General features: G+C 63.9%; 19 protein-coding genes and 1 tRNA gene. 10 read left to right on the top strand and 10 right to left on the bottom strand.

Annotated features, from left to right (window positions below; all coding sequences use genetic code 11):
* Positions 1-21 precede the first annotated feature (21 nt).
* The 4 genes from LSG43_RS00315 to LSG43_RS00300 are packed head-to-tail and all read left to right on the top strand — an operon-like array spanning position 22 to position 5,983.
* Positions 22-912, top strand: coding sequence for a carbohydrate ABC transporter permease (locus tag LSG43_RS00315; protein ID WP_231800302.1), 891 nt, complete (start codon positions 22-24; stop codon positions 910-912).
* A complete protein-coding gene (locus LSG43_RS00310; RefSeq protein WP_231800301.1) occupies positions 912-1,739 on the top strand; it encodes a carbohydrate ABC transporter permease in 828 nt (275 codons plus the stop codon). The genes LSG43_RS00315 and LSG43_RS00310 overlap by 1 nt, the downstream gene beginning before the upstream one ends.
* The gene (locus LSG43_RS00305) at positions 1,736-4,906 is read left to right on the top strand and encodes an alpha-mannosidase (protein ID WP_231800300.1); all 3,171 of its coding nucleotides are present in this window, start codon (positions 1,736-1,738) and stop codon (positions 4,904-4,906) included. The genes LSG43_RS00310 and LSG43_RS00305 overlap by 4 nt, the downstream gene beginning before the upstream one ends.
* Before the next feature lie 9 nt (positions 4,907-4,915).
* Positions 4,916-5,983 (top strand): ABC transporter ATP-binding protein, encoded by a 1,068-nt coding sequence (locus LSG43_RS00300; RefSeq protein ID WP_231800299.1) that lies wholly within the window; start codon positions 4,916-4,918, stop codon positions 5,981-5,983.
* Positions 5,984-6,476: 493 nt separating this feature from the next.
* Here the strand turns inward: LSG43_RS00300 and LSG43_RS00295 are convergent, their stop codons facing one another.
* The 5 genes from LSG43_RS00295 to LSG43_RS00275 all read right to left on the bottom strand — a co-directional run bounded on the left by LSG43_RS00295 (position 6,477) and on the right by LSG43_RS00275 (position 12,660).
* Positions 6,477-8,492, bottom strand: a complete 2,016-nt coding sequence (locus tag LSG43_RS00295) for an aldo/keto reductase (RefSeq protein ID WP_231800298.1) — start codon at positions 8,490-8,492, stop codon at positions 6,477-6,479.
* A gap of 29 nt (positions 8,493-8,521) precedes the next feature.
* Complete coding sequence (locus LSG43_RS00290) at positions 8,522-9,604, bottom strand: ABC transporter ATP-binding protein (protein WP_231800297.1); 1,083 nt, start codon at positions 9,602-9,604, stop codon at positions 8,522-8,524.
* A 12-nt stretch (positions 9,605-9,616) separates the two neighbouring features.
* Positions 9,617-10,453, bottom strand: coding sequence for a carbohydrate ABC transporter permease (locus LSG43_RS00285; RefSeq protein WP_231800296.1), 837 nt, complete (start codon positions 10,451-10,453; stop codon positions 9,617-9,619).
* The gene (locus LSG43_RS00280; RefSeq protein WP_231800295.1) at positions 10,450-11,310 is read right to left on the bottom strand and encodes a carbohydrate ABC transporter permease; all 861 of its coding nucleotides are present in this window, start codon (positions 11,308-11,310) and stop codon (positions 10,450-10,452) included. The genes LSG43_RS00285 and LSG43_RS00280 overlap by 4 nt, the downstream gene beginning before the upstream one ends.
* 69 nt (positions 11,311-11,379) lie before the next feature.
* Complete coding sequence (locus LSG43_RS00275) at positions 11,380-12,660, bottom strand: extracellular solute-binding protein (protein ID WP_231800294.1); 1,281 nt, start codon at positions 12,658-12,660, stop codon at positions 11,380-11,382.
* 95 nt (positions 12,661-12,755) lie between these two features.
* Here LSG43_RS00275 and LSG43_RS00270 point away from each other — a divergent pair, with 95 nt between their 5' ends.
* A complete protein-coding gene (locus LSG43_RS00270; RefSeq protein ID WP_231800293.1) occupies positions 12,756-13,685 on the top strand; it encodes a helix-turn-helix domain-containing protein in 930 nt (309 codons plus the stop codon).
* A 29-nt stretch (positions 13,686-13,714) separates the two neighbouring features.
* Here the strand turns inward: LSG43_RS00270 and LSG43_RS00265 are convergent.
* The 5 genes from LSG43_RS00265 to hemC all read right to left on the bottom strand — a co-directional run bounded on the left by LSG43_RS00265 (position 13,715) and on the right by hemC (position 18,416).
* A tRNA-Thr gene (locus LSG43_RS00265) sits at positions 13,715-13,790 on the bottom strand.
* 121 nt (positions 13,791-13,911) lie between these two features.
* On the bottom strand, positions 13,912-15,318 hold the full coding sequence (locus LSG43_RS00260) for a heme biosynthesis protein HemY (RefSeq protein WP_231800292.1): 1,407 nt from the start codon (positions 15,316-15,318) through the stop codon (positions 13,912-13,914).
* A complete protein-coding gene (locus tag LSG43_RS00255; protein ID WP_231800291.1) occupies positions 15,315-16,688 on the bottom strand; it encodes a COG4223 family protein in 1,374 nt (457 codons plus the stop codon). The genes LSG43_RS00260 and LSG43_RS00255 overlap by 4 nt, the downstream gene beginning before the upstream one ends.
* 43 nt (positions 16,689-16,731) lie before the next feature.
* Positions 16,732-17,469 carry a uroporphyrinogen-III synthase gene (locus tag LSG43_RS00250; RefSeq protein WP_231800290.1) on the bottom strand — a complete coding sequence of 246 codons (738 nt, stop codon included), beginning with the start codon at positions 17,467-17,469 and terminating at the stop codon, positions 16,732-16,734.
* Positions 17,470-17,486: 17 nt separating this feature from the next.
* Complete coding sequence (gene hemC / locus LSG43_RS00245) at positions 17,487-18,416, bottom strand: hydroxymethylbilane synthase (RefSeq protein WP_231800289.1); 930 nt, start codon at positions 18,414-18,416, stop codon at positions 17,487-17,489.
* Between the two features lie 110 nt (positions 18,417-18,526).
* Here hemC and tsaD point away from each other — a divergent pair, with 110 nt between their 5' ends.
* The 5 genes from tsaD to LSG43_RS00220 all read left to right on the top strand — a co-directional run bounded on the left by tsaD (position 18,527) and on the right by LSG43_RS00220 (position 21,828).
* A complete protein-coding gene (tsaD, locus tag LSG43_RS00240) occupies positions 18,527-19,591 on the top strand; it encodes a tRNA (adenosine(37)-N6)-threonylcarbamoyltransferase complex transferase subunit TsaD (protein ID WP_231800288.1) in 1,065 nt (354 codons plus the stop codon).
* Entirely contained in the window at positions 19,588-20,577 is a 990-nt protein-coding gene (locus LSG43_RS00235) for an NAD(P)H-dependent glycerol-3-phosphate dehydrogenase (RefSeq protein WP_231800287.1), read from the top strand. The genes tsaD and LSG43_RS00235 overlap by 4 nt, the downstream gene beginning before the upstream one ends.
* A gap of 6 nt (positions 20,578-20,583) precedes the next feature.
* On the top strand, positions 20,584-20,874 hold the full coding sequence (locus LSG43_RS00230) for a YciI family protein (protein ID WP_231800286.1): 291 nt from the start codon (positions 20,584-20,586) through the stop codon (positions 20,872-20,874).
* The gene (locus LSG43_RS00225; protein ID WP_231800285.1) at positions 20,875-21,291 is read left to right on the top strand and encodes an EVE domain-containing protein; all 417 of its coding nucleotides are present in this window, start codon (positions 20,875-20,877) and stop codon (positions 21,289-21,291) included.
* 123 nt (positions 21,292-21,414) lie between these two features.
* Positions 21,415-21,828: a DUF1761 domain-containing protein gene (locus LSG43_RS00220; RefSeq protein ID WP_231800284.1), complete on the top strand. Its 414-nt coding sequence runs from the start codon at positions 21,415-21,417 to the stop codon at positions 21,826-21,828.

Raw genomic sequence — 21,828 nt, 5'->3', positions numbered from 1 at the left:
CTCTGATCTCCGGGCCCTGCCATGAAGTACCAGCTCCACCCCTGGCTGGCATCCAATCTCTGGGTGCTTGTCGCACTCGCCATACCGGCGATCTTCTTGATCGGCGCGCTATTATACTTCACCGGCTGGGCGCTGGCGTTCAGCTTCACCGATCTCGAACTCGTGGGGCGCAAGGCGGTCAACTGGAGCTGGGTCGGGTTCGACAATTACGCGCGGCTTTTCACCCGGCGCGGATTTCTCGAATCGCTCTGGACCACCACGATCTTCTCGTTCTTTTCCGCGATTGTCGGTCAATCGGTCCTGGGTTTCCTGCTTGCCGCCACGCTCAGGACGCAGCGCTCGGTGCTGCGCGGGGTGATCGAAGCGACGATCATGCTCGGCTGGCTGGTGCCCGATATCGTCGCTGCGTTCCTGTGGTCGGCGACAACCGCTCAGACCGGGCTCATCAACAATCTCATCATCACGCCCCTGGGGTTCGAACCGGTCAATTTCATCAACGAGTTTGCACTGCCGGTCGTCATCATCGCCAATATCTGGAAGGGGACGGCATGGTCGTATCTTCTCTTTTCCGCCGCACTCGATTCCGTTTCGCGTGAGGTGGTCGAGGCGGCCAAGGTGGATGGCGCGACGGCGTTCCAGCGGGTGTGGCGGGTCATTCTGCCGATCATCCGGCCGCACATAGCGACCAACATGCTCTTCATCACGATCTGGACCTTCACCTATTTCCCGCTCATTTACGCGCTCACGGGCGGTGGACCGGGGCGCCAGACTGAAGTCCTTGCGATCTTCCTTTACAAGCAGAGCTTCATGGTCGGGAAACTCGGCTATGGCAGCGCGATTTCGGTGGCGATGCTGGTGATCGTCGGGGTGTTGTCACTCTTCTATCTGCGTTTGTTGAAGGAGCCCAAGTAATGGCCCGCGAAGTGATGGATCAGGACCGGCCCTCGCGACTGACGGCGCTCGCGCTCGCATTTCTCGCGCTCATCTGGGTCAGCCCGTTCTTCTGGCTCATGACCAACGCCATAGACCCGGCGGCGACGGGGCAGCTCGAGGTGCCGCAATCGATCGGGATCGACAATTTCGTGCAGGCACTGAGCGGGTCGGCGGGCCGGCAGTTCGTCAATTCGATGCTGATCGCGGCCGGCACGGCGACGCTCACGGTGGTGGTCGCGATCTCGGCGGCCTATCCGCTGTCGCGCATGCGCATTCCGGGGCGCAACGCGTTCTTGTGGGCGCTGGTTCTATTGCGCATGCTGCCGGCGACCGGGGTCATCGTGCCGATGTATTTCGCCGCGCAGGCGGCGGGGCTCCTGAACATGATGGGCATCGTCCTCGCGCTCACCATCCTGAACCTGCCGTTCACGCTCCTGCTGCTCAAGAACTTCTTCGATACGGTCCCCATCGAACTTGAAGAAGCCGCCTATGTCGAAGGCGCGTCGCTTTGGACAATCCTGATCAAGATCGTCCTGCCGCTCTCGAAAGCGGGCATCGCGGTGGTGTGGTTCTTTTCGTTTACCGGCGCGTGGAACGAGTTCCTCCTGCCGCTGATCTTTTCGCGCACCGAAGCGGGGTTCCCCATGTCCATCGGGCTTTACAGTGCGTTCGGCCGGCAGGGCTCCATCGACTACGGGTTTCTCGCGGCCTTTTCCATCATTTACGCGGCGCCGGCGGTCGGCGTCTATTTTCTGTTGCGGCGGAACATGAACACAGGGTTCGCCGGTGTCGGAGTTAAAGGATGACGTATACCAATCCCCTCACCCACAAGCTCGGGCTCTTGACCGATGACCTCAAGGAGGAAGCGAAGCTCCTGCGGCTTTGCGCCGATCTCGAGGCCAAGATCCTCTCGCCCGTGCCGGGGGAAATTGCCTGGCATTACAATGAGGCCGGGCTCGCCGCGCCCGATGCGCTCCAAGACGATTGGTGCAGCTGGCCGGCGTTTACCCAGCGCACGGTCTGGAGCCGGCATCAGGGTCATACCTGGTTTGCCGCCGAAGTCGAGGTGCCCAAGGAGGCCGAGGGCAAGACGTTCCTCCTGCGCTTTACCTCGCAATGGCAGGAACGGCCCGGCTCGACCGACCCGCAATGCCTTGCCTATATCGACGGCGCCATCGCGCAGGCGATAGACGGCAACCACACGGAGTTGGTGATTGCCCGCAACGCGGTGCCGGGGGAAAAGCACGTCGTCCACGTCAACGCCTTCACCTTCTTCGACCGGCCGCTGGCGGGGTTCAAGGTCGAGTTCTTCACCCGTTCCGAGCGGGTTGAAAAGCTCTATTATGACCTTATCACTCCGCTCGAAGTCGCCATCCGCCTGCCGCAAACCGATGGGCGGCGGCACGCGATCCTCAATTGCGTGGACCGGGCGTTGCGCGCGCTCGACCGCCGCGGCGCGGGGATCTCGGGGCTCGATGACGCGGAGGCGATCGCCGCGGAAATCTACGGGCTCACCGATACCGAAGCACAGCCGACGATTACGGCGGTCGGGCACACCCATATCGACGTGGCGTGGCTCTGGCGGGTCATGCACACCCGCGACAAGACGGGGCGCAGCTTTGCGACCGTTTTGAACCTCATGGCCGAATTCCCCGGCTTCATCTTCATGTACAATCAGGCGGTGCTTTTTCACTTCCTCAAATCCGACTATCCGGAGATCTGGGAGGGCGTGAAGCGGGCCGTTGCGCGTGGGCAGTTCGAGATCGAAGGGGCGATGTGGGTCGAGCCGGACGCCAACATCGTTTCGGGCGAATCCATGGTCCGGCAGATCATGCACGGCATGCGGTTCCACCGCGAGGAGTTCGGGGTCACCCCGCGCTGCGTGTGGCTGCCCGATACCTTCGGGTACTCGGCCAACATGCCGCAGATCCTTTCCCGCTCGGGGCTCGAATACTTCATCACGTCGAAACTGAGCTGGAACGATACCGACCGGCACCCTTACGACACCTTCTTCTGGCGCGGCATCGATGGGTCGGAAACCAAGGCGCAGCTGATCACCGCGCAGGCGTTCGATTCCGAGCAGATCTTCACGACCTATAATTCGGACCTCTCGGTCAGCGAGGTCATGGGCGCGTGGAAGCGCTATGAGCCCAAGGCGGTCAACGACGATCTCGTGCTCTGCTATGGCTATGGCGACGGCGGGGGCGGACCGACGCGGGCGATGATCGAGCGCGGCATGCGGCTGGAGCGCGGCATTCCCGGCGCGCCGAAAGTGAAGCTCGAAGGCTTGGGGAATTTCCTTGACCGGCTGGGCCCGAAAATGGATGCGGAGAAAGCCCGCTTCCCGCGATGGAACGGCGAATTGTACCTGCAGTATCACCGCGGCACGCTTACCAACATCGCGGCCAACAAGGCCAACAACCGCCGCGCCGAACGCGAAATGCGCGAGCTTGAGTTTCTCTCGGCGATGGCAAGCGTGCTCACTGGCGCGGACTATCCGCGCGCGGCGCTCGATGAATTCTGGCGCACGGTGCTCATCAACCAGTTCCACGACATTCTCCCGGGCACCTCGATCCCGGAGGTCTATTCGGATTCGGACACCGAATATGACGAACTCTTTGCCACGCTCGCTTCGCCGAACGGGCCGCTGCTGACGGCGGCGCGCGCGGCGACGGGGGTGGCGCAGGGCGGCGCGCGGCTCGTCAATTTCACGAGCCAGGACCGCACCGGCGAGCTTGCGGCATTCGCGGCATCCGAACTTACGGGCAAAGCTCTGCGGCAGGGCGACGAGACGCTCACGTTCCAGGAAGTCGCCCGCGCGGACGGGTCAACCGAACAGGCCGTGCCGGTTGCCGTGCCGGCGCTGGGCTGGTCCGGCGTGGCGGTCACTGAAGGCGGCGTGGCGCGGAGCACGGGCCTCTCGGTATCGCCGGCGCATCTGGAAAACGATCTCATCCGCGTCAGCTTCGACATCAGGGGTGAGATCACGTCGGTTTTCGACAAGGCGGGCAATCGCGAGCTGATTGCCAAGGGCCAAACGGCCAACAGGCTGGTGGCCTATGAAGACAAGTCGATGAACTGGGATGCCTGGGATATCGACTGGTATTTCGAAGAGCAGTTCTGGCCGCTCGCGGACGGGCCGGCGGATATCACGGTCGTCGAAACCGGACCCTATCGCGCCGCCCTGCGGATCGAACGGGCGTATCAATCCTCGACATTCGTCCAGATCGTCTCGCTCGCGGAAGGCGCGCGGCAGGTCGAATTCGATACCTTTATCGACTGGCACGAGCAGGCGACGGTGGTCAAAGTGCTGTTTCCCTTCGACCTCAACGTTTCGGAGATCCGTTCGGAAATCCAGTTCGGCCACGTCACGCGCGCCACGCACCGGAACACGTCCTGGGATCAGGCCCGGTTCGAGGCCTCGATGCACCGCTGGGTGGATATGAGCGAGGCCGATTTCGGCGCGGCGCTCCTTAACGACTGCAAATATGGCTATGACGCCCACGAGCAGCTTGTCCGGCTGACGCTGGTGCGCGGATCGACCCATCCGCACCCCGATGCCGATCAGGGCGAGCACCGGCTGCGCTATGCGCTTTACGTGCACGCGGGTGTTTCGGATCTCGAAACGGTCCATCGCGCGGCCGAGCGGTTCAACAACCCCATCCGGCTTATCGGCGATCTGTCTGCATCCGGCGCGCCGGGGGGCGAGCCCTTCAGCCTGGCGCGGTGCGATGCGGACAATGTGACGATCGAAACGGTCAAGCTTGCCGAAGCGAGCGATGCGCTGGTGCTGCGGGTTTTCGAAACCGCGAACAAGCGCGCCGAGGCAACGGTGACGTTCGGGGTGCCGGTCAAATCCGCCAAACTGGCCAATCTGATGGAACAGGGTGGCGAGACGCTTGCCGTTGCCGACAACGCGATCACGCTCAAGCTCAGGCCATTTGAAATCGCAACCGTGATGATCGAAACCTAGGAGGTCACCATGTCCGATGTGACGCTCAAGAATGTGCGCAAATCCTACGGCGCGTTGGAGGTCATCCATGGGATCGATCTCGATATCCGCTCGGGCGAGTTCGTTGTCTTTGTCGGACCGTCGGGGTGCGGGAAATCGACCCTGCTGCGCATGATCGCCGGGCTCGAGGCCATCTCGGGCGGGGACATCGGGATCGGCGGCAGGGTGGTCAACAATGTCCCTTCACCCCAGCGCGGTATCGCGATGGTGTTTCAAAGCTATGCGCTTTATCCGCATATGTCGGTCTATGAGAACATGGCCTTCGGGCTGCGGCTCTCCAAGGCGCCGCAGGCCGAGATCGACAGGCGTGTCAACGAGGCCGCGCGTATCCTGCAGATCGAAAGCTATCTCTCGCGCATGCCAAAGCAACTCTCGGGCGGCCAGCGCCAACGCGTGGCCATCGGGCGGGCCATCGTGCGTGATCCGAAAGTGTTCCTGTTCGACGAGCCCTTGTCCAATCTCGACGCGGCCTTGCGCGCGCAGACGCGGGTGGAGATCGCCAAGCTGCACGAAACCCTCGACGCGACAATGATTTACGTGACGCACGATCAGGTCGAGGCGATGACCCTGGCGGACAAGATCGTCGTGCTCAACGCGGGCGTGATCGAACAGGTCGGCACCCCACTCGAGCTTTACCGCTCGCCGGCGAACACCTTCGTTGCCGAGTTCATCGGCGGTAACAAGATGAACCTGCTGCCGGTCAAGGGCAGCGCGTCGGGCGTCGCGCTGCCCAACGGCAGGACCGTGCCCTTCGCTGGCAGCGATTTGTCGCACGCGGTGACGCTGGGGGTGCGGCCCGAGCATCTTGAACGTGTCGGCGCGGACAGCGCGCAGATATCCGGTGCCGTGGAGGTCATAGAGCAATTGGGCGAATTCGCCATCGTCCACTTCCGCACGCGCGAAGGCGACGAGATGACCATAAAGCTCGGCGGCGCGCCCGATATTGCGCTTCACGAGGACATCCATGTCGCGCTCGATCCGGCGGTGGGGCATGTGTTCGACGACGCGGGACGGGCCCTTCGCGCCCCGGCGGGGTAGGCGCGTAACGCAAACTTATCCCCGTCTCGGCAGCCCGGGTTATTCTGCTCTGTACGGACCCGCTTCTGATGGGCGCAGGCGCAACGAACGTTTGGGCGGGTCCGGTCCGGGTTCCTCGCGGGTCGCCGCGGGGAAGGCCCAAAGCGGACAGAGGCCGGACGGGGACTGATATCCCCGTCGTACTCCCGAAAGGGAGAGGGGCACCGGTCATTTGGGGGGCTTGGGAGGTTGGCAGAAAAAGTGGTTCCACTTTTTCGGTTCGACCAACCGACCCACTAAAGACCAACAAACCCCAGCCCGGGGCGCCGCTATAAGCCGAAAACCCCGGATGTATGCGGCGAGGCTCGCCTCGCATTAATATATTCAGTATGAGGCGCGTCTCGCCGCATACCGTCCAGTTGTTTGAACCTGAAGGCAGGCGCCGGAGGGCGCTTTGGGCTGCGCGTGTGCGCGCAAAAGAAAGGCCCGCACTGGGCGGGCCTTCCGGTTTCGTCTATCGCTTGCCCGTCTGGAGCCAGGCGATGTCCTCGGGGGTCAGCTCGATCTCGAGGGCTTCGAGGCTCGAATCGAGTTCCCAGAGGGTGCGGGGGCCGATCAGCGGGACCACCGGGAAGGGCTGATAGAAGCAATAGGCGAGCGCGATGTGGATCGGGTGCTTGCCGAGCTTCTCCGCCATCTCGATGGCCCTGTCACGGCGGCCGAAGTTCTCCTCGGTGTACCAGGTCTCGACAAGTTCGACGCTGTCGGTCTTGTCGCGGCCCGCGCGCTCGGTGAAGAAGCCGCGGCCCTGGCTCGACCAGGCGAAGTTGGGGATCTGCCGCTCCTCGAGCCAAGTGCGCCACTCGGCATCCGACGATGCGATGCAGCCCGGCCAGAGCGGCTTTTGCATCTCGGCGAGCGAGAAATTGTTCGAGAGGACGCCCGGTGCGGTCTTGCCGGTCTTTCTGGCATACGCGACGGCTTCGTCGAACCGCTCGCGCGTCCAGTTCGAACCACCGAACGGCCCGCGAATTCGGCCTTTCTGGACCTCGGCGTCCATGGCATCGACGAATTCACCGACGGGGATGTCGAGATTGTCGCGGTGCATGAAATAGACGTCGACATAGTCGGTCTTGAGCCGGTCGAGCGTCACGTCGAGCTGCTTGGCGATGACATCGGGGTAGCAGAGCGGGGAGTGCGCGCCCTTGCCGATGATGACCATATCCTCGCGCACGCCGCGCGAGGTGTGCCAGTCGCCCAGAAGCGTCTCGGTGATCCCGCCACCATAGATGAAGCCGGTATCGAAGGCGTTGCCGCCCTTTTCGTAAAAGGCATCGAGCAGGATCGAAACGCTCGAAAAGCTGCGGAAATCCTCAAAGCCGATGGCGACCTTGGAGATGGGGCGCTCAAGGCCGGGAATCTTGTGGCGCTTGATGGCGTCGGAGCGCTTTTCGAGCGGCTCGCCCTTGATCGTGGCGGTGCGCAGATTGGGCTTTTCGATCTCGTATTCGAGCCCGATGCTCGCGCGCCATTTGTCCATGACGCGCAGATTGGCGAGGCTGTCGGCGCGGGTCATGCCGGGATAAGCGAATTCCGTCTTCCCCGCCCGGATCGCTTCGCCGGCGGCGTCGACCTCGAAGGAATATAGCCAGCGGTCTTCCTTGACCTCGACCGTCTCGCGGCTGCCGTCGGGGCGGACGATCTCGATCAGCCCCGTGCCACCCTCGTGGCCGGAGGCGAACCAGAAGTCCTTGACCTCGATCCGGCCCGTGGTGCCGAGGATGCGCAGAACGTTGTCCTGGTTGAGCGAGACCGAGCACGAGACCTCGGCGACGATGCCGTTTTCGAACTTGAGGACGGCGGATGCCCATTCGTCGACGCCCGACTGACCCAGATGCCCCGAACCGGACACTTCGACGGGTTCGGAGACCCCTTTGCCGTCGACCGCGCCGGCGATCAGCCGGGCCATCGAGACCGGATAGCCGCCGACGTCGAGAATGCCGCCACCGGCGAGATCGTTGGCGTAGAGCCGGTGTTCGGGGTCGAATTTGGGCATGGCGAAGCCGAAGCTCGACTTGATCATGCGCACCTCGCCGATGGCGCCGGATGTGACAAGATCGACGATTTTTTTCGTCTGCGGATGCAGGCGGTACATATAGGCTTCGCCCATGAACGTGCCGGCCTTGAGCGCGGCATGGAACATGGCGTCCGCCTCGAAGGCGGAGAGCCCCATGGGTTTTTCGCACAGAACGTGCTTTCCCACTTCGGCCGCGCGAATGCCCCACTGGGCGTGATAGGGGTGCGGCACGGCGATGTAGACCGCGTCGATTTCGGGGTCATCGAGCAGGGCGTGATAGCCATCGACAATCCGCGCGCCAGGAAAGGCGTCGGCGAGCCCGGCGCGGCCGGGATTGCGCGTGGCGATGGCCGCGAGTTCCCCGGTCTCGGAATGCAGAACGCCACCGGCGAAGGCCTTGGCGATGTTGCCGGGTCCGAGGATACCCCAACGGATCTTCGGTGCTTGAGTCATTTGGTCGGGTCTTTCCTAAAGCAAGAGGGTTATTTCAGCCGCGTCCCGTCGCCATCGAAGAGATAGACGCGGGCAGGCGGAATGGCGACCGTGATCTCTTCACGGCCGATCTCGGCACGCGATTCCTCGCGTTCGATGATCAGTTGTTCGGTTGCGGTGTTGGCGTAGATATAGCTCGTCGCGCCAAGATGCTCGGCAACGTCGATCTTGAGCGTGAGCTTGGAGCCTTCGGCATTTTCGTCGCCGAAATGCTCGGGGCGCAGGCCAAGGGAGACGTCATCGCCGGGCTTGAGTGCGTTTGTTATGGGGACGGTCAAACGGGCCCTGCCCTGGTTGACCAGTTCAAGGGTCGCGGTGCCCCCGCCGGCTTCGACGACCTTGGCGGCCATGAAGTTCATGCGCGGGGAGCCGACGAAACCGGCGACGAACTGATTGGCCGGGTCGTCGTAAAGGTCGAGCGGGGCGCCGATCTGTTCGATCCGCCCGTCGCGCAGGACGACGATCTTGTCGGCCAGCGTCATCGCTTCGATCTGGTCGTGGGTGACGTAGATCATCGTGGTGCCGAGTTCGGCGTGGAGCCGCGCGATTTCGACGCGCATCTGCACGCGCAGTTCGGCGTCGAGGTTCGAGAGCGGTTCGTCGAAGAGAAAGACCTGGGGTTCGCGCACGATGGCCCGTCCGATGGCCACGCGCTGGCGCTGACCGCCCGAGAGCTGGCGCGGGCGGCGGTCGAGCAATTGTTCGATCTGCAGGATCTCGGCGGCCTTGTCGACGCGGCGTTTTGTGTCGGCCTTGTCGTTGCCCGTCATTCTCAGCCCGAAGGAGAGGTTTTGAGCGACCGTCATGTGCGGGTAGAGCGCGTAGGATTGGAACACCATGGCGATACCGCGGTCGGCAGGCTCGACATCGTTGACGGTCGTCCCGCCGATGGCGATCTCGCCTTCGGAGATATCCTCGAGCCCGGCGATCATGCGCAGCAGGGTGGATTTTCCGCAGCCCGAGGGGCCAACGAAGACGACGAACTCGCCGTCCTTGATGTCCATATCCGCGCCGTGGATCACTTCGACCGATCCGAAGCGCTTCTTGACGCCTTTAAGCGTTACGCCTGCCATTGGCACCCTCCCTTATTTGATGGCGCCGGCGGCGATGCCGGCCACGAAATGGCGTTGAAGGAGAACGAAGACGACCAGCATGGGGGCGGTGAGGATCACCGCGCCGGTCATGATGCCGCCCCAGGAGACCCGCGTCACCCCGATGAGCGAACCCAATGCGACGGGCGCGGTCATCATGTCGGGGCGGTTGTTGATGAGCAAGGGCCAGAGATAATTGTTCCAGCTTGCGAGGAACAGGATGATGCACAGTGCGGCGATGGTCGGGCGCGCCATGGGCATCGCGACGCGCAGAAATATCTGCCATTCCTTCACGCCTTCGACCCGCGCGGCGTCGAAGAGTTCGCCGGGCATCATGGAGAACGCCTGGCGCATGAAGAGCACGCCGAGCGCGTTGAAAAGGGGCGGCACGATCAGCGCGAACCAGGTATTGGCGAGCCCGAATGTGCGCGCGACCATGATGAATTGCGGGATCACCACGACGAAATAGGGCAGCGTCAGCGTTCCGAGGATTATGCCCAGAACGACGCCCTTGCCCACGAAGTGGTAACGCGCGAGCGCCCAGCCGGCCATCGACGTGAGGAGCACCGAGGTCACCGTATAGACGATGGCGACGACGACCGAGACGAAGACCGTGCGCAGAAAACCGGTATCGGCCTCGAGCAACTGGAAGTTGGTCCAGAACTGGTCGGACGGAATAAGATTGATCGTGGGCGAGAAGATGCCGTTTTCGGGCATGGTGGAAAAGACCACCATCATCCAGATCGGGAAGAGCCATATGAGCGCGAGCGGCACGAGCACGGCGTGGAGCGCGATGGTCCGATAGAGCGTCGCGGCGGATTTCGATCTCATTTGGGATCCCTCCCGAGCCAGAGATTGAGCACGGAGATGATGACCGCCAGCGCGGCGATGGTGTAGGCGACCGCCGAGGCGTAGCCGAAGTTCAAAACCGTGAAGCCCTGCCGGTAGAGGAAGAGCCCCAGCGTCTCCGTCGCCCCGCCCGGACCGCCGCGGTTGGTGATGAGGAATGGTTCGGCGAAAAGCTGCATGGTGCCGATGACCGAGAGCACGACGCAGACGAGGATGATGGGCTTCAAAAGCGGAAGTGTGATGAAGAAGAACTGCTTGGTCTTGGAGACCTTATCGAGCGTCGCGGCCTCGTAAACGTCCTCGGGGATCGTTTGCAGACCCGAGAGGATGATGATGGCGTTATACCCGACCCAGCGCCAGGTGACGGCCATGATGATGAGCGCCATTGCGGCCGTGGGGTTGGAAAACCAGGAGACCGGCGGGATGCCGACCACACCGATGATCTTGTTGACGACGCCGAAATCGGTGTTGAACATCAGGCGGAACACCGCGGCATAGGCGACTTCGCCGACGACCACGGGCGCGAAGAACGCAAAACGCATGATGCCGCGGGCGCGCAGCAGGTGCGAATTCAAGAGCACCGCGAGGAGCGTCGCGAGCGCGATCATCACCGGCACCTGGATGACGAGGATGATGAGGGTATTTTTGAGCGCGTTGGCGAAGGCCGGGTCGATGACCAGCCGGCCCCAATTGATGGTGGGGTTGAACGTCCAGGGCTGGATGCGGGTCGAGAGGAAGGAGAGGTAGAACGAATAGAGGATCGGCCAGATCCAGAACCCGGCGAAGATCAAGAGATACGGCGCCAGAAATCCGTAGGCCGTCCGCGAACGCACGCGCATCGTTTTGTCCTCCTCCTCAAGCGAAATCCGGCGCGCGGGCGTCCTCTCGTCCGCGCGCCGGATGCGTGGTCAGTTCGCGACCGGCAGCCCGGTCACCAGCGCGATCTGGCCGGCGGCATCGTCGAGCGCGGCTTGAGCGCTCTCATACCCGCCATTGAGATACTGCGTCTGGACCGCGCGCATGACCCCGTCGGCGTCGCCGAAGAAGGGCGTGCCGCGGCTCGGGACGACATCGTCGAGCGTGCCGAGAATATCGACCCAGACCGCCTGATCGCCCCAGAAGGGGAGGGGTTCGCTAACATAGGGATCGTCGAGGGCGGAGAGCAGCGAGGGCACGAGACCGTATTCGCGCAGCATGGTCACCTGACCTTCATTGGTGCCGAGGGTATAGTTGACATAGGCCCAGGCCGCTTCGGGATTGTTCGTGGCCGAGGTGATGGCGAGCGATGAACCGCCGAGGTTCGCCGCGTGCGGGCCGTCTTCGGTCATCGAGGGCATGAGGTATACGCCCCAGAGCCCGGCCTGATCCTCGGGCGCGGTCGAGCGGATGGTGCCTTCGTACCAGCCGCCATAGAGCTGCGAGGCGACGGTGCCGGCGTTGTTGGACTGGATCTTTTCGTTCCAGTCGGCGGCGGTGATGAGCCCCGCGTTGACCATTTCGCCAACCTTTTCGAGCGCTGCAACGCAGCCGGGCTGGGCGACGGTGATGGCCGCACCGTCCTGGGCGAAGTAGCCGCAGCCCTGCTCGTTGGCGAGCATGCGGAACCATTCGGTGTCGCCGTTGAGATCCGCCTGCGCCATGACGACGCCGGGATTGGCTTCCATTACCGCTTCGCCGGCCGCGATGAAATCGTCCCAGGTCGAGATCGAGGCGGGGTCGACGCCGGCGTTTTCATAGAAGTCGCGGCGGTAGAACATGGCCACGGGTCCGGAATCCCAAGGCATGGCATAGGCCTTGTCGCCGACCTCGAGTTCGATGCGCTTGAAGTCGGGGAAGGCCGAAGCGACATCCTCGGAATAGCCGAGTGTCCGCAGGTCGACAAAACAGTCGGGGAACTGGGCCCAGAAGATTTCGGCTTCGTGATTTTCGATCGAAACGATATCGGGCAGGCCGGAGCCGCCCGCGGCGCAGCCGGCGAGGAGCCGGTCGAAAACCTGCTGGTTGCCGAGATCTTCCACCGTCACCGAGACGTCCGGATACTGGGCGTTGAACCCTTCGATCACGGATTCGAGCGAGGAAGCGGCAATGTTCCAGCTCCAGATGGTGAGTTCGCCCGATTGGGCGCTCGCGCCGGTCGCCGACATGGCGACGCCAAGCGCCAACCCCGTGCAGATCACTTTGGTGCGCATTTGAAGTCCTCCCTTTTTCATTTGCCCGGGTGCCGGGCCAAACCTAAACTAGCAGTTTGGAGATCGGCGTCTCGCAATAAGGGAAGGGGGAGTCGTTGGATCGTAAGATTGGTGGGAAGCGGTACTGGGACCCGCGCCTGAGCACGGTGGAGCGGGTGCCCAACCGTTTGTTCGTCAGCCATGAGCAGCCCGGCATCATGGCCACGGCGCATTGGCACGCGCAGGTCGAAATCAACTATGTCTTTGCCGGTACGGTCGATTATCAGATGCAGGGGCATGGCGTGCATCTTGCGCCAGGCGATCTGTGCCTGTTCTGGGGCGGGCTGCCCCACAGGGTCGTCGACACCAGCGACGATGCTTTCTACATCGCGATCCATCTGCCGCTTTTGCACTTTTTCCGGCTGCGGTTGCCCGAAGACATCCAGCAACGGCTGATGCTGGGCGGGACGCTGCTGACGCGGCAGCGCGATCCGAGCGACGATGGAAATTTTGCCCGATGGTCGGGGTATCTGCGCTCTGAGAATGCGGCGCGGGTCGAACACGCGATCGATGAGGTGCTCTTGCGCATTGAGCGGATCCAGTTCGACAGCTATTGCCTTTTGGAGGCCGAGACCGAACCCCATACGCCGCTCGAGGCACCGGACCGGCAGAGCTTCCACAATATCGGGCGGATCTGTTCGTTCGTGGCTGCGAATTTCAGGCACGATATCGATTCAAACGATATTGCGTCTTCGGCCGATATCCACCCCAAATACGCGATGAATGTGTTCAAGAAATCCACCGGCATGACGCTCAACGAGTATGTGAGCCTCCTGCGGCTCTCCTACGCGCAAGCGCTTTTGCATCAGGATGACATGAGTGTCCTGCAGGTGGCGATGGACAGCGGGTTCGGCTCGCTATCGGCGTTCAATGCGAGTTTCCGCAAGCTTGCGGGGATGAGCCCGAGCGATTTCCGCCGGGCTCTACGTACCCGCCCCGGGCTGGGCGCAAGCCTGCTGGCTCACGATGCAGGCACAACGCATTGAGGTGGTTCGTGTTGCTGTCCGGAAAGGGCTGGTGCCGCTTGCGTGACTCGAACACGCGACCCCATCATTACGAATGATGTGCTCTACCAACTGAGCTAAAGCGGCCCACAGGGCGAGCCGGCGGGAAAATGCCGACCGGTACGATTGCCCGCGTCTTTTACTGATGCGGGCGGTTTTGCGCAAGGGCCGAGAACGGCCTTGCGCGCACTTTCTTTTGCCCCGGCCGCTAGCCCGTCGAGGCCGAGGCCGACAAGGTTCGCTCGCCTTTGGGCGCTGCTTCGATCGACTTGGAGGGTTCGGTGGGATCGGGCTGGTTCGCAGGCCGGTGAGTCTCCAGTGCCCGATGGGTGTGCGCGGTGACCGGGACTTTCCATTCGAACGCGTCGAGGCGACCGGTGACGGGGGAGACCGGTGCCCATTCGTCGCTCGTCGTGCCGTCAGCGGTCCAGGTGGGGTCCCGGGGCGCGTTTACGGCGCGGGCCAGCCATTCGCGGGCCTTGCCCTGGTCGCCCGACTGGCCCTCCTCGATTTCGGCCATCAAGAGGCAAATCTGCTGGGTGGGTTCGTTGGCGGCGAAGGGCGCGAGTGTGTTGCGCGCCAGTGCCCATTCATAGGCGTCGATTGCAGCGCGGGCGAGCACCATCGCCGCCGCGCGGTCCTCGCCCGGTGCCTCGACGAGGGCGCGGATGCGCTTGAGGCGTTCGACGGCGGAGGCGCCGGGTTTGACGTGGGCATAAAGCGTAGCGACGTCGGGATGACCCGTCGCGCGCCAGACGCGCCGGAGGATGCCCGAGGCGCGGCGGGTGTCGCCGCGGTTGATGTAGATGCGCGCAGCGATCAGCGCTGCGGGAGGGAAGTTGGGGATCGACTTGAGGGCGCCGAGGCTATGTTCAAGGGCGGCGTCGGGCGCGGTTTCCTCAAGCGTTCCCGCGAGCGCAGTCTGGAGGATGCCCTGCCGGCGTTTTTTGTCGGCCCGCTGGGCACGCGTATGGGCGGGCAGCGAGCCGGACATGTCGAGCGCTTCGGCCCACGCGCCCTTTGCGGCCAGGTCTTCGAAGACCGCCTGGCCGGCCCAATCGAGCGAAGGGGAGAGCACCAGCGCCTTACGGGCAAAGGTGAGCGCCGCGTTGGGACGGTTCTGGGCGACGGCTTGCTCGTGAAGTCCGGCAAGGGCGGCGATCGCGGTCTTGGGGTTGGAGATGAGCGCGCGGTAGTGCTCGCGGGCAGCGGCCAGATCTCCCAGCGCCAGTTCGGCGCGCGCCTCGAGCAATTGCGCGGCGGCGTTTTCGGGGAGCTTGGATCGTGCATCCCGGGCGAGGCTGCGGGCCTTTGTGAGTTCGCCGGCCTGAAGCGCGATCAGGCCGTCCGAGAGCGCTTCGACGCCCGCATCGTAGCGGCGACGGGCGGTATGGCGTGCGATGGTTTTCGGGGCTGCGAGAATGCGCCGGACAATGGCCCACGCGATTATCGTCAGCACCATGAGCGCAATCAGCGCGCCGATGGCCGTGCCGATACCCGGCTCGAGCCGGTAATTTCCGACATCGATCCGGACAGTGCCGGGCAAGGCGATGAGCCATGCGGCGCCCAATGCAAGAACGAGGCTCAGGGCGAGGTATACGACAAGGCGGGTCATTGCGCGGCCTCTCCTATGCCATTGGTTGCGTCACGGGCGGCTTCGAGCAGGTCTCGTGCAGAGAGCGCGGCGGTGGTTTTTTCCACGACGGGCGCCGCCACCTCCCGCATCGGGTCGGGCAAGGCGGTCAAGGCCGCGCGTGCTGCCGCGAGATCGCCGTTTTCGAGCGCCGCCTCGGCGCGGGCAAGGAGCGCGTCGGGCGAATTGCCGGCGACGTCACCGGCCGGGCGCAGGGCGATGGCCGATTGTGCCTGGCTCATCAGCGTTTCGAAGATTCCGGCATCGGGGTCGTGCGGTCGTGCGGCGAGAAGTTCGGGCATCAGCGCGCGTAGTTCGGCGTCTATGGCCTCCGTCGACGAAATTCCCGTGGCGCTTGCTGCGCGGACCGTTTGCGGGATCTGGAGATTGGGCAGGACGGCTTCGAGATCCGCCAACGAGGCCGCAAAAGGGTCTCCGGCGGCGATTGTCCGCTCGAGCGTGGCGATGATCCCCGGGATCTGGGCGAAGCGGTCGCGCTCTGCCGTTATCTCGGCGACTTCGGGCTGATCGGCGAATGCCGATTCGAGTTCGGCAACGCGCGCCTCGAGGCCCTGGAGGTCAGCGGTCATGCCGGTTGCCGAAGGGACAAGGTTGCCCAAATCGCCCTCAACGGCATCGATCCGGCTTTGGAGTGAGGCGATGTCCGACCCGATCTGGGTGGCGTCAGGGCCCGAGGCGCCCGCGCTGACAGCGTTGACCGCGTTGGCGAGTTCATCCACCCGCGCAGAAAGAGCTTCCAAATCCGATTGGGCAACCGGGGCGGACTGGGCAAGTCCAGTCACATCGGTTTCGAGCGATTGGAGACGCGTATCGAGGTCGCCGATCCGGGTGTCGGCCTGGCCGCTGTCATTTGTGACGCCGGACAGGGCCGATTCGAGATCGGCGATACGCGATTCGATTGCCGCGGTGGCGCCGGTATCGGGTTCAGGCGTCGGCCAGAAGCCGAATACCGCCAGTCCATAGGCGAGCGCGAAACCAAGGGCCGCGCCGCCGAGACCGGTTGCGGCAAGGGCTCCGGCGCCGAGCGCGTTCGTGCTCGGCTTGCCACCTGACCGGGACCGTGCGCTATCGGCCTTGGGTTTTTGCGCCTGTGCCGTTTCGGTCTTGGATTTCTCCGACCCGGCTTTCGGAGCGGCCGTGCCGGAGGTCCGGGATGTTTCCGGGCCGCCGCCGCTGGCTGGGCGCGACGCCGACGCTTTTTCGCCCGCTTTGGTTTCCGTGGCGCCGGATGCGCCTTCGGCGCGCGGCTCGCCCTCGTCCACGCTCCCAGCCTCGCGCGCTTTTGCGTCGATGATCGGGGGTTTGACCGGGCCGGGTTTCTTGTCCGCCATTTATGAAAAGCCTCTTGCAAGCATTACGAAGGGGGCCTCGTCATCATGGCCTGATTTGCTCGCGGGCAAAAGCCAGCGCGAGGGTTTCCATGGCCTCGCCATTGGGTTCATCGGCGAGTGAGATACGCAGGAAATGGCTTTCCACCAGCGGTTCGGCGCAGGATTCGGAAATGCACAGTGCTTCGAGACGGGTTCGCACGGGCGCGAAATCTCTGCCTTCGCAAAGTCTCGCAAATACCACCGCAGTGCGGCGTGAATAAAACAGTGCCCCGGCGATTTCGCCATCCATAAGGCGCTTGAGCGCAGCCGGCGGGAACGCGGATACCGCCACCATTTCGTAAAGCACGTGGGTTTCGACCGGGATACCGGAAGTGGACAGAAGTCCCGCGAGATCGCCGCTCTGATGGTGCGCGGCAGGGTAGAAGACCGGTCCAGGGGGCTTGTTTGCCGCGATCAGGTGGGCCAGGTCGTGCAGCGTGCCGCCAGCGCTATGAACGTTGGTAAAGCCGGCCAATTCGGCTTCGCGGGCGGTCTGGTCGCCGACGGTGTAGAGCGGGCGGCCGCGGAGGATTTCAAAGCCCGGCTGCTCGCTCAAAAAGCGGATGGCGTTGGCACTGGTGGCGGCGGTTGCCACCATAGCATCCAGCGCCGGCAGCGCGGTGCCGCTGGGCTTTGCCTCGAGCATGGGCGCAATGGCGCAGTCGATGTCGAGCGCGCGCAGGTGCGCGGCGGTGCGGTCGGCATCGGGCTGCGGTCGGGTTATGAGCAGGACCGGGGCCATGGGCACTCCCTTGCCGGTTAAGTCCGTTTGAGCGTATCGAGAAAATCGGCGCCCGCTTCGGCCTTGAGTTTCTCGCCGAGGGCGTGGCCAAGGGCACGGGCCTCCGTGGCATCGCCAACGACTTCATCTTCGAAGGCCTCCTTGCCGTCGGGCGAGAGGATCTGGCCAAAGAGCGTCAGCCTTGCGCCTTCCAGCGTCGAGAACGCGGCGATCGGGGTCTTGCACGAACCGTCGAGCGTATCGAGAAAGGCCCGTTCGGCGCTGACGCGGGTTGCCGTTTCGGCGTGATCGAGCGCGGCGACGAGTTCAGTGACGCGGGTGTCGTTCGCGCGGGTTTCGATGCAGATGGCGCCTTGCGCCGGGGCGGGCGGAAAATCCCTCGTGTCGAGGATGAGCGTCGCGCGGTGCGCTTCGCCAAGCCGGTTGAGGCCGGCGAGCGCGAGAAGCGTCGCGTCGGCGACGCCGTCGGCGAGCTTTTTGAGGCGGGTCGCCACATTGCCCCGGAAGTCGACGGTCCGGAAATCGGGCCGGAGGCGCTTGAACTGGGCGCCGCGGCGCAGCGACGAGGTTCCGATCTTCGCGCCTTCAGGCAGGTGGTCGGGGCTCCTGGCGATCAGCGAGATGAACGCGTCGCGAACGTCCTCGCGCTCGAGGAAAGCCGAGAGCACCATACCTTCGGGCAGGTGCGTCGGCATGTCCTTGGCCGAATGCACGGCGAGGTCGATCTCGCCGTCATAAAGCGCCTTTTCGATCTCTTTGGTGAAAAGGCCTTTGCCGCCGACCTCCGACAGGGGCCGGTCCTGGATCATGTCGCCGCTTGTCCTGATCACCTTGATGGCGATGGTGTCGAGCCCCAAGCCGTGGGCGGCGGCGAGCTTATTGCGGACCTCTTCGGCCTGGGCGACGGCGAGCGGGGACCCGCGGGTGCCGATGGTGATAGATTGCAAAGTGGCCTCGTCCTACTTAAGAGATCAGATACATGGCGCATTGGCTCAATGCGTTTTGTATTGAATGATAACGCGTTAACGCGACCCAAGGCCAGAGTCAGAACGCCGCAATGGACAATCCCGCCCTCATCCTCGGCATCGAAACCAGCTGCGACGAGACTGCGGCGGCAGTGGTGCGGCGCGATCCCGACGGGTCGGGAACGATCGTCTCCAACGTCGTGCGCTCGCAGATTGCCGAGCACGAGGCGTTTGGGGGCGTGGTGCCCGAACTGGCGGCGCGCAGCCATGTTATTCATCTCGACGCGATTATCCAAGCGGCGCTCGATGAGGCCGGGGTCGGGTTTGACGATCTTTCGGCGATCGCCGCGACAGCGGGACCGGGGCTCATCGGAGGGGTGCTGGTGGGGCTGACGACGGCCAAGGCGTTGTCGAGCGCGACCGGTAAGCCCTTGATCGCAATCAATCATTTGGAAGCGCATGCGCTGACGGCGCGGCTGACGGATGGGGTCGAATTTCCCTATCTGATGCTGCTGGTGTCCGGCGGGCATTCGCAATTTGTGCTGGTCAAGGGTGTCGGATCGTATGAGCGCTGGGGCACGACGATCGACGATGCGCTTGGAGAAGCCTTTGATAAGGCTGCGAAATTGCTGGGGCTGGGGTATCCGGGCGGGCCGGCGGTGGAGGCTGCGGCGGCCTCGGGGGATGGAACGCGGTTTGCTTTGCCGCGGCCGTTGCTCAAGGAAGACCGGCTGGACTTCTCGTTTTCGGGGCTGAAAACGGCGCTGCGGTTGGCGGCGGAATCGGTGGCTCCGGTCAATTCGCAAGATATTTCAGACCTTTGTGCGAGCTTTCAGGCGGCGGTGACGGACATCGTTGCGGCGCGGTCGCGCAAGGCGCTGGAGCGGTTTTCCGCCCGTTTTCCGGGTTTTCCGGCGCGGTTCGTGGTGGCCGGAGGGGTCGCGGCGAACCGGGCGATCGGGGCGGCCTTGCGGGACGTTGCCGACGCCGCGGGCGCTCATTTGATCGTGCCGCCGCCGGCGCTTTGCACCGATAACGGGGCCATGGTGGCGTGGGCGGGGGCCGAGCGGTTCGCGCTTGGGGTCAGGGACGATTTCGGTGTCATCGCGCGGCCACGATGGCCCCTCGATGAAACAATCGTGGAGGCGACAGCGTGAGCCGGGTGCATGTCGTCGGAGCGGGGGCCTGGGGCACGGCACTGGCGCAGGCCGCGGCGTTTGCGGGGCATGAGGTCCGGCTTTTTGCACGCGATCGGGATTCAGCGCGCGACGTGACGCTGAATCATCGATTGACGCGTTATCTGGGCGATATCGATCTGGCGCCGTCGCTGGTCGCCTATTCGGACTACTCGGCGTTCGAGGGCGCCGACCTTATCCTCATGGTTGTCCCCGCGCAGGCAACGCGCGCCACGCTCGAGGCCATCGGACCCGAACGCCTGGCGGGTCTGCCGGTGGTTTTGTGCGCGAAAGGATTCGAGGCGGGGACAAACCGGCGTCAGAGCCAGGTTCTCTCCGAGGCCGCGCCCGGGGCCGAGCCGTTCGTCCTCTCGGGCCCGAGCTTTGCCCATGACGTGGCGAGCGGGAGGCCGACGGCGGTGACGCTTGCGGGGCCCGATATCGGGCGCGCGGAGGCGGTTGCGTCGCTCCTGGCGAGCCGGAGCTTCCGGCCCTATGCGAGCGACGATCTTGTCGGGGTCGAGCTTTGCGGCGGCCTGAAGAACGTCTATGCGCTCGGCTCCGGGGCGATCGAGGGGGCCGGGCTGGGGCTCTCGGCGCGCTCGGCGTTCCTGGCGCGGGCCTTTGCCGAACTCGGGCGGCTGATCGGCGCGATGGGCGGGCAGGAGGCAACGCTCGGGGGGCTTGCGGGGATCGGCGATCTGGCGCTCAGTTGCACGTCGGACGCCTCGCGCAACTATCGGTTCGGGGTGGCGCTCGGGGAAGGCGCCAGCGTTGCCGAGATCCGGGCGCGCGGGATCGGGCTTGCCGAGGGGGTCTATACCGCGCCGGTGGCGCAGGCGCTCGCCGAAGCGTTCGGCATCGACGCCCCGCTCGTTCATGCGGTCAATCTTGCGCTTTCGGGCGCCGAGGATATTTCCGCGATCGTCCACATGCTCATGACCCGTCCGCTCAAACGTGAAGGATAACCAGCGATGCTCTTTGCCGTCAGTGCTCTCGACAAACCCGAATCCCTCGACCTGCGCCTGGCGACGCGCCCGGCGCACCTTCAATTCTGGGAGGAGAACGACGCCGCGCTGGTTCTGGCCGGGCCCTATCTTGGCGCCGACGAGAAGCCCTGCGGGTCGTTGCTCGTCGTCAAGGCGGAAAGCCGCGAGGCGGCCGCGGCGCTGATGGAGAAGGATCCTTACGCGGCGGCGGGGCTCTTTCAATCGATCGATATCCGGCCCTGGAACTGGGCCCTCAAACGTCCGGAGGATATCTAAGTGGCATACTGGCTGTTCAAGTCCGAGCCCGAGACCTGGGGCTGGCACCATCAGGTGGAAAAGGGCGCACCCGAGGAATGGAACGGGGTGCGCAATTATCAGGCGCGCAACAACATGCGCGAGATGAAGAAGGGCGAACTGGGGTTCTTCTATCACTCGGTGAAGGAGAAGGCCGTCGTGGGGATCGTCAGGGTCGCCAACGAGGTCCATCCGGATTCCACCACCGACGATCCGCGCTGGGAGTGCGTGGATGTCGAAGCGGTGAAGTCTTTCGAAAGGCCCGTGACGCTCGACGAGATCAAGGCGCACCCCAAGCTTGGGGATATGGTGCTCGTCAACAATTCGCGGCTTTCGGTGCAGCCGGTTTCCGAGGCCGAGTGGAAGATCATCTGCGAATTGGGGGGCGTGAAGCCTTAGTCCCTTCTGGGCATTGGAAAAAATCCCTCGGCACAGCCGCGTGCTGCGTTACAATGACGCAGGCGCGAATCAGGGGCGTGCGTGGGGTGCGCCGGCGCCGCGCTGCGTGAGGGGAAAATTCAGATGGGAATAACGCATTTCGACGTCAACTGGCTGGCGGTGATCCTTGCGACGGTCGCCTCGATGGCGCTGGGCGCGGCCTGGTACATGATACTGTCCAGGCAGTGGATGGCCGCGGCGGGGATCACCGAGGACGACATCAAATCGGGAAGCTCTGTCACCCCGTTCGTATGGGCGACGGCATGCCAGCTCGTCATGGCCTATTTTCTGGCGCTTCTTACGCCGGTGATCATGGGTGACACGACGGTCTACAATGCCGTCTTGATCGGTATCCATATGTGGGTCGGGTTCATCGTTACCTCGATGATCCTCAACCACCGGTACCAGGGCAAGCCCTGGTCGCTGTCGGTTATCGACGGCGGGTATCTTCTGGGCGTCGTGATCGTACAGGGGATCGTGCTGGGGCTTTTGGGCTAA

The sequence above is a fragment of the Pelagibacterium xiamenense genome (assembly GCF_021166475.1).
GTDB classification, from domain to species: domain Bacteria; phylum Pseudomonadota; class Alphaproteobacteria; order Rhizobiales; family Devosiaceae; genus Pelagibacterium; species Pelagibacterium xiamenense.
This window is presented reverse-complemented; position numbering and strand designations above follow the sequence as displayed.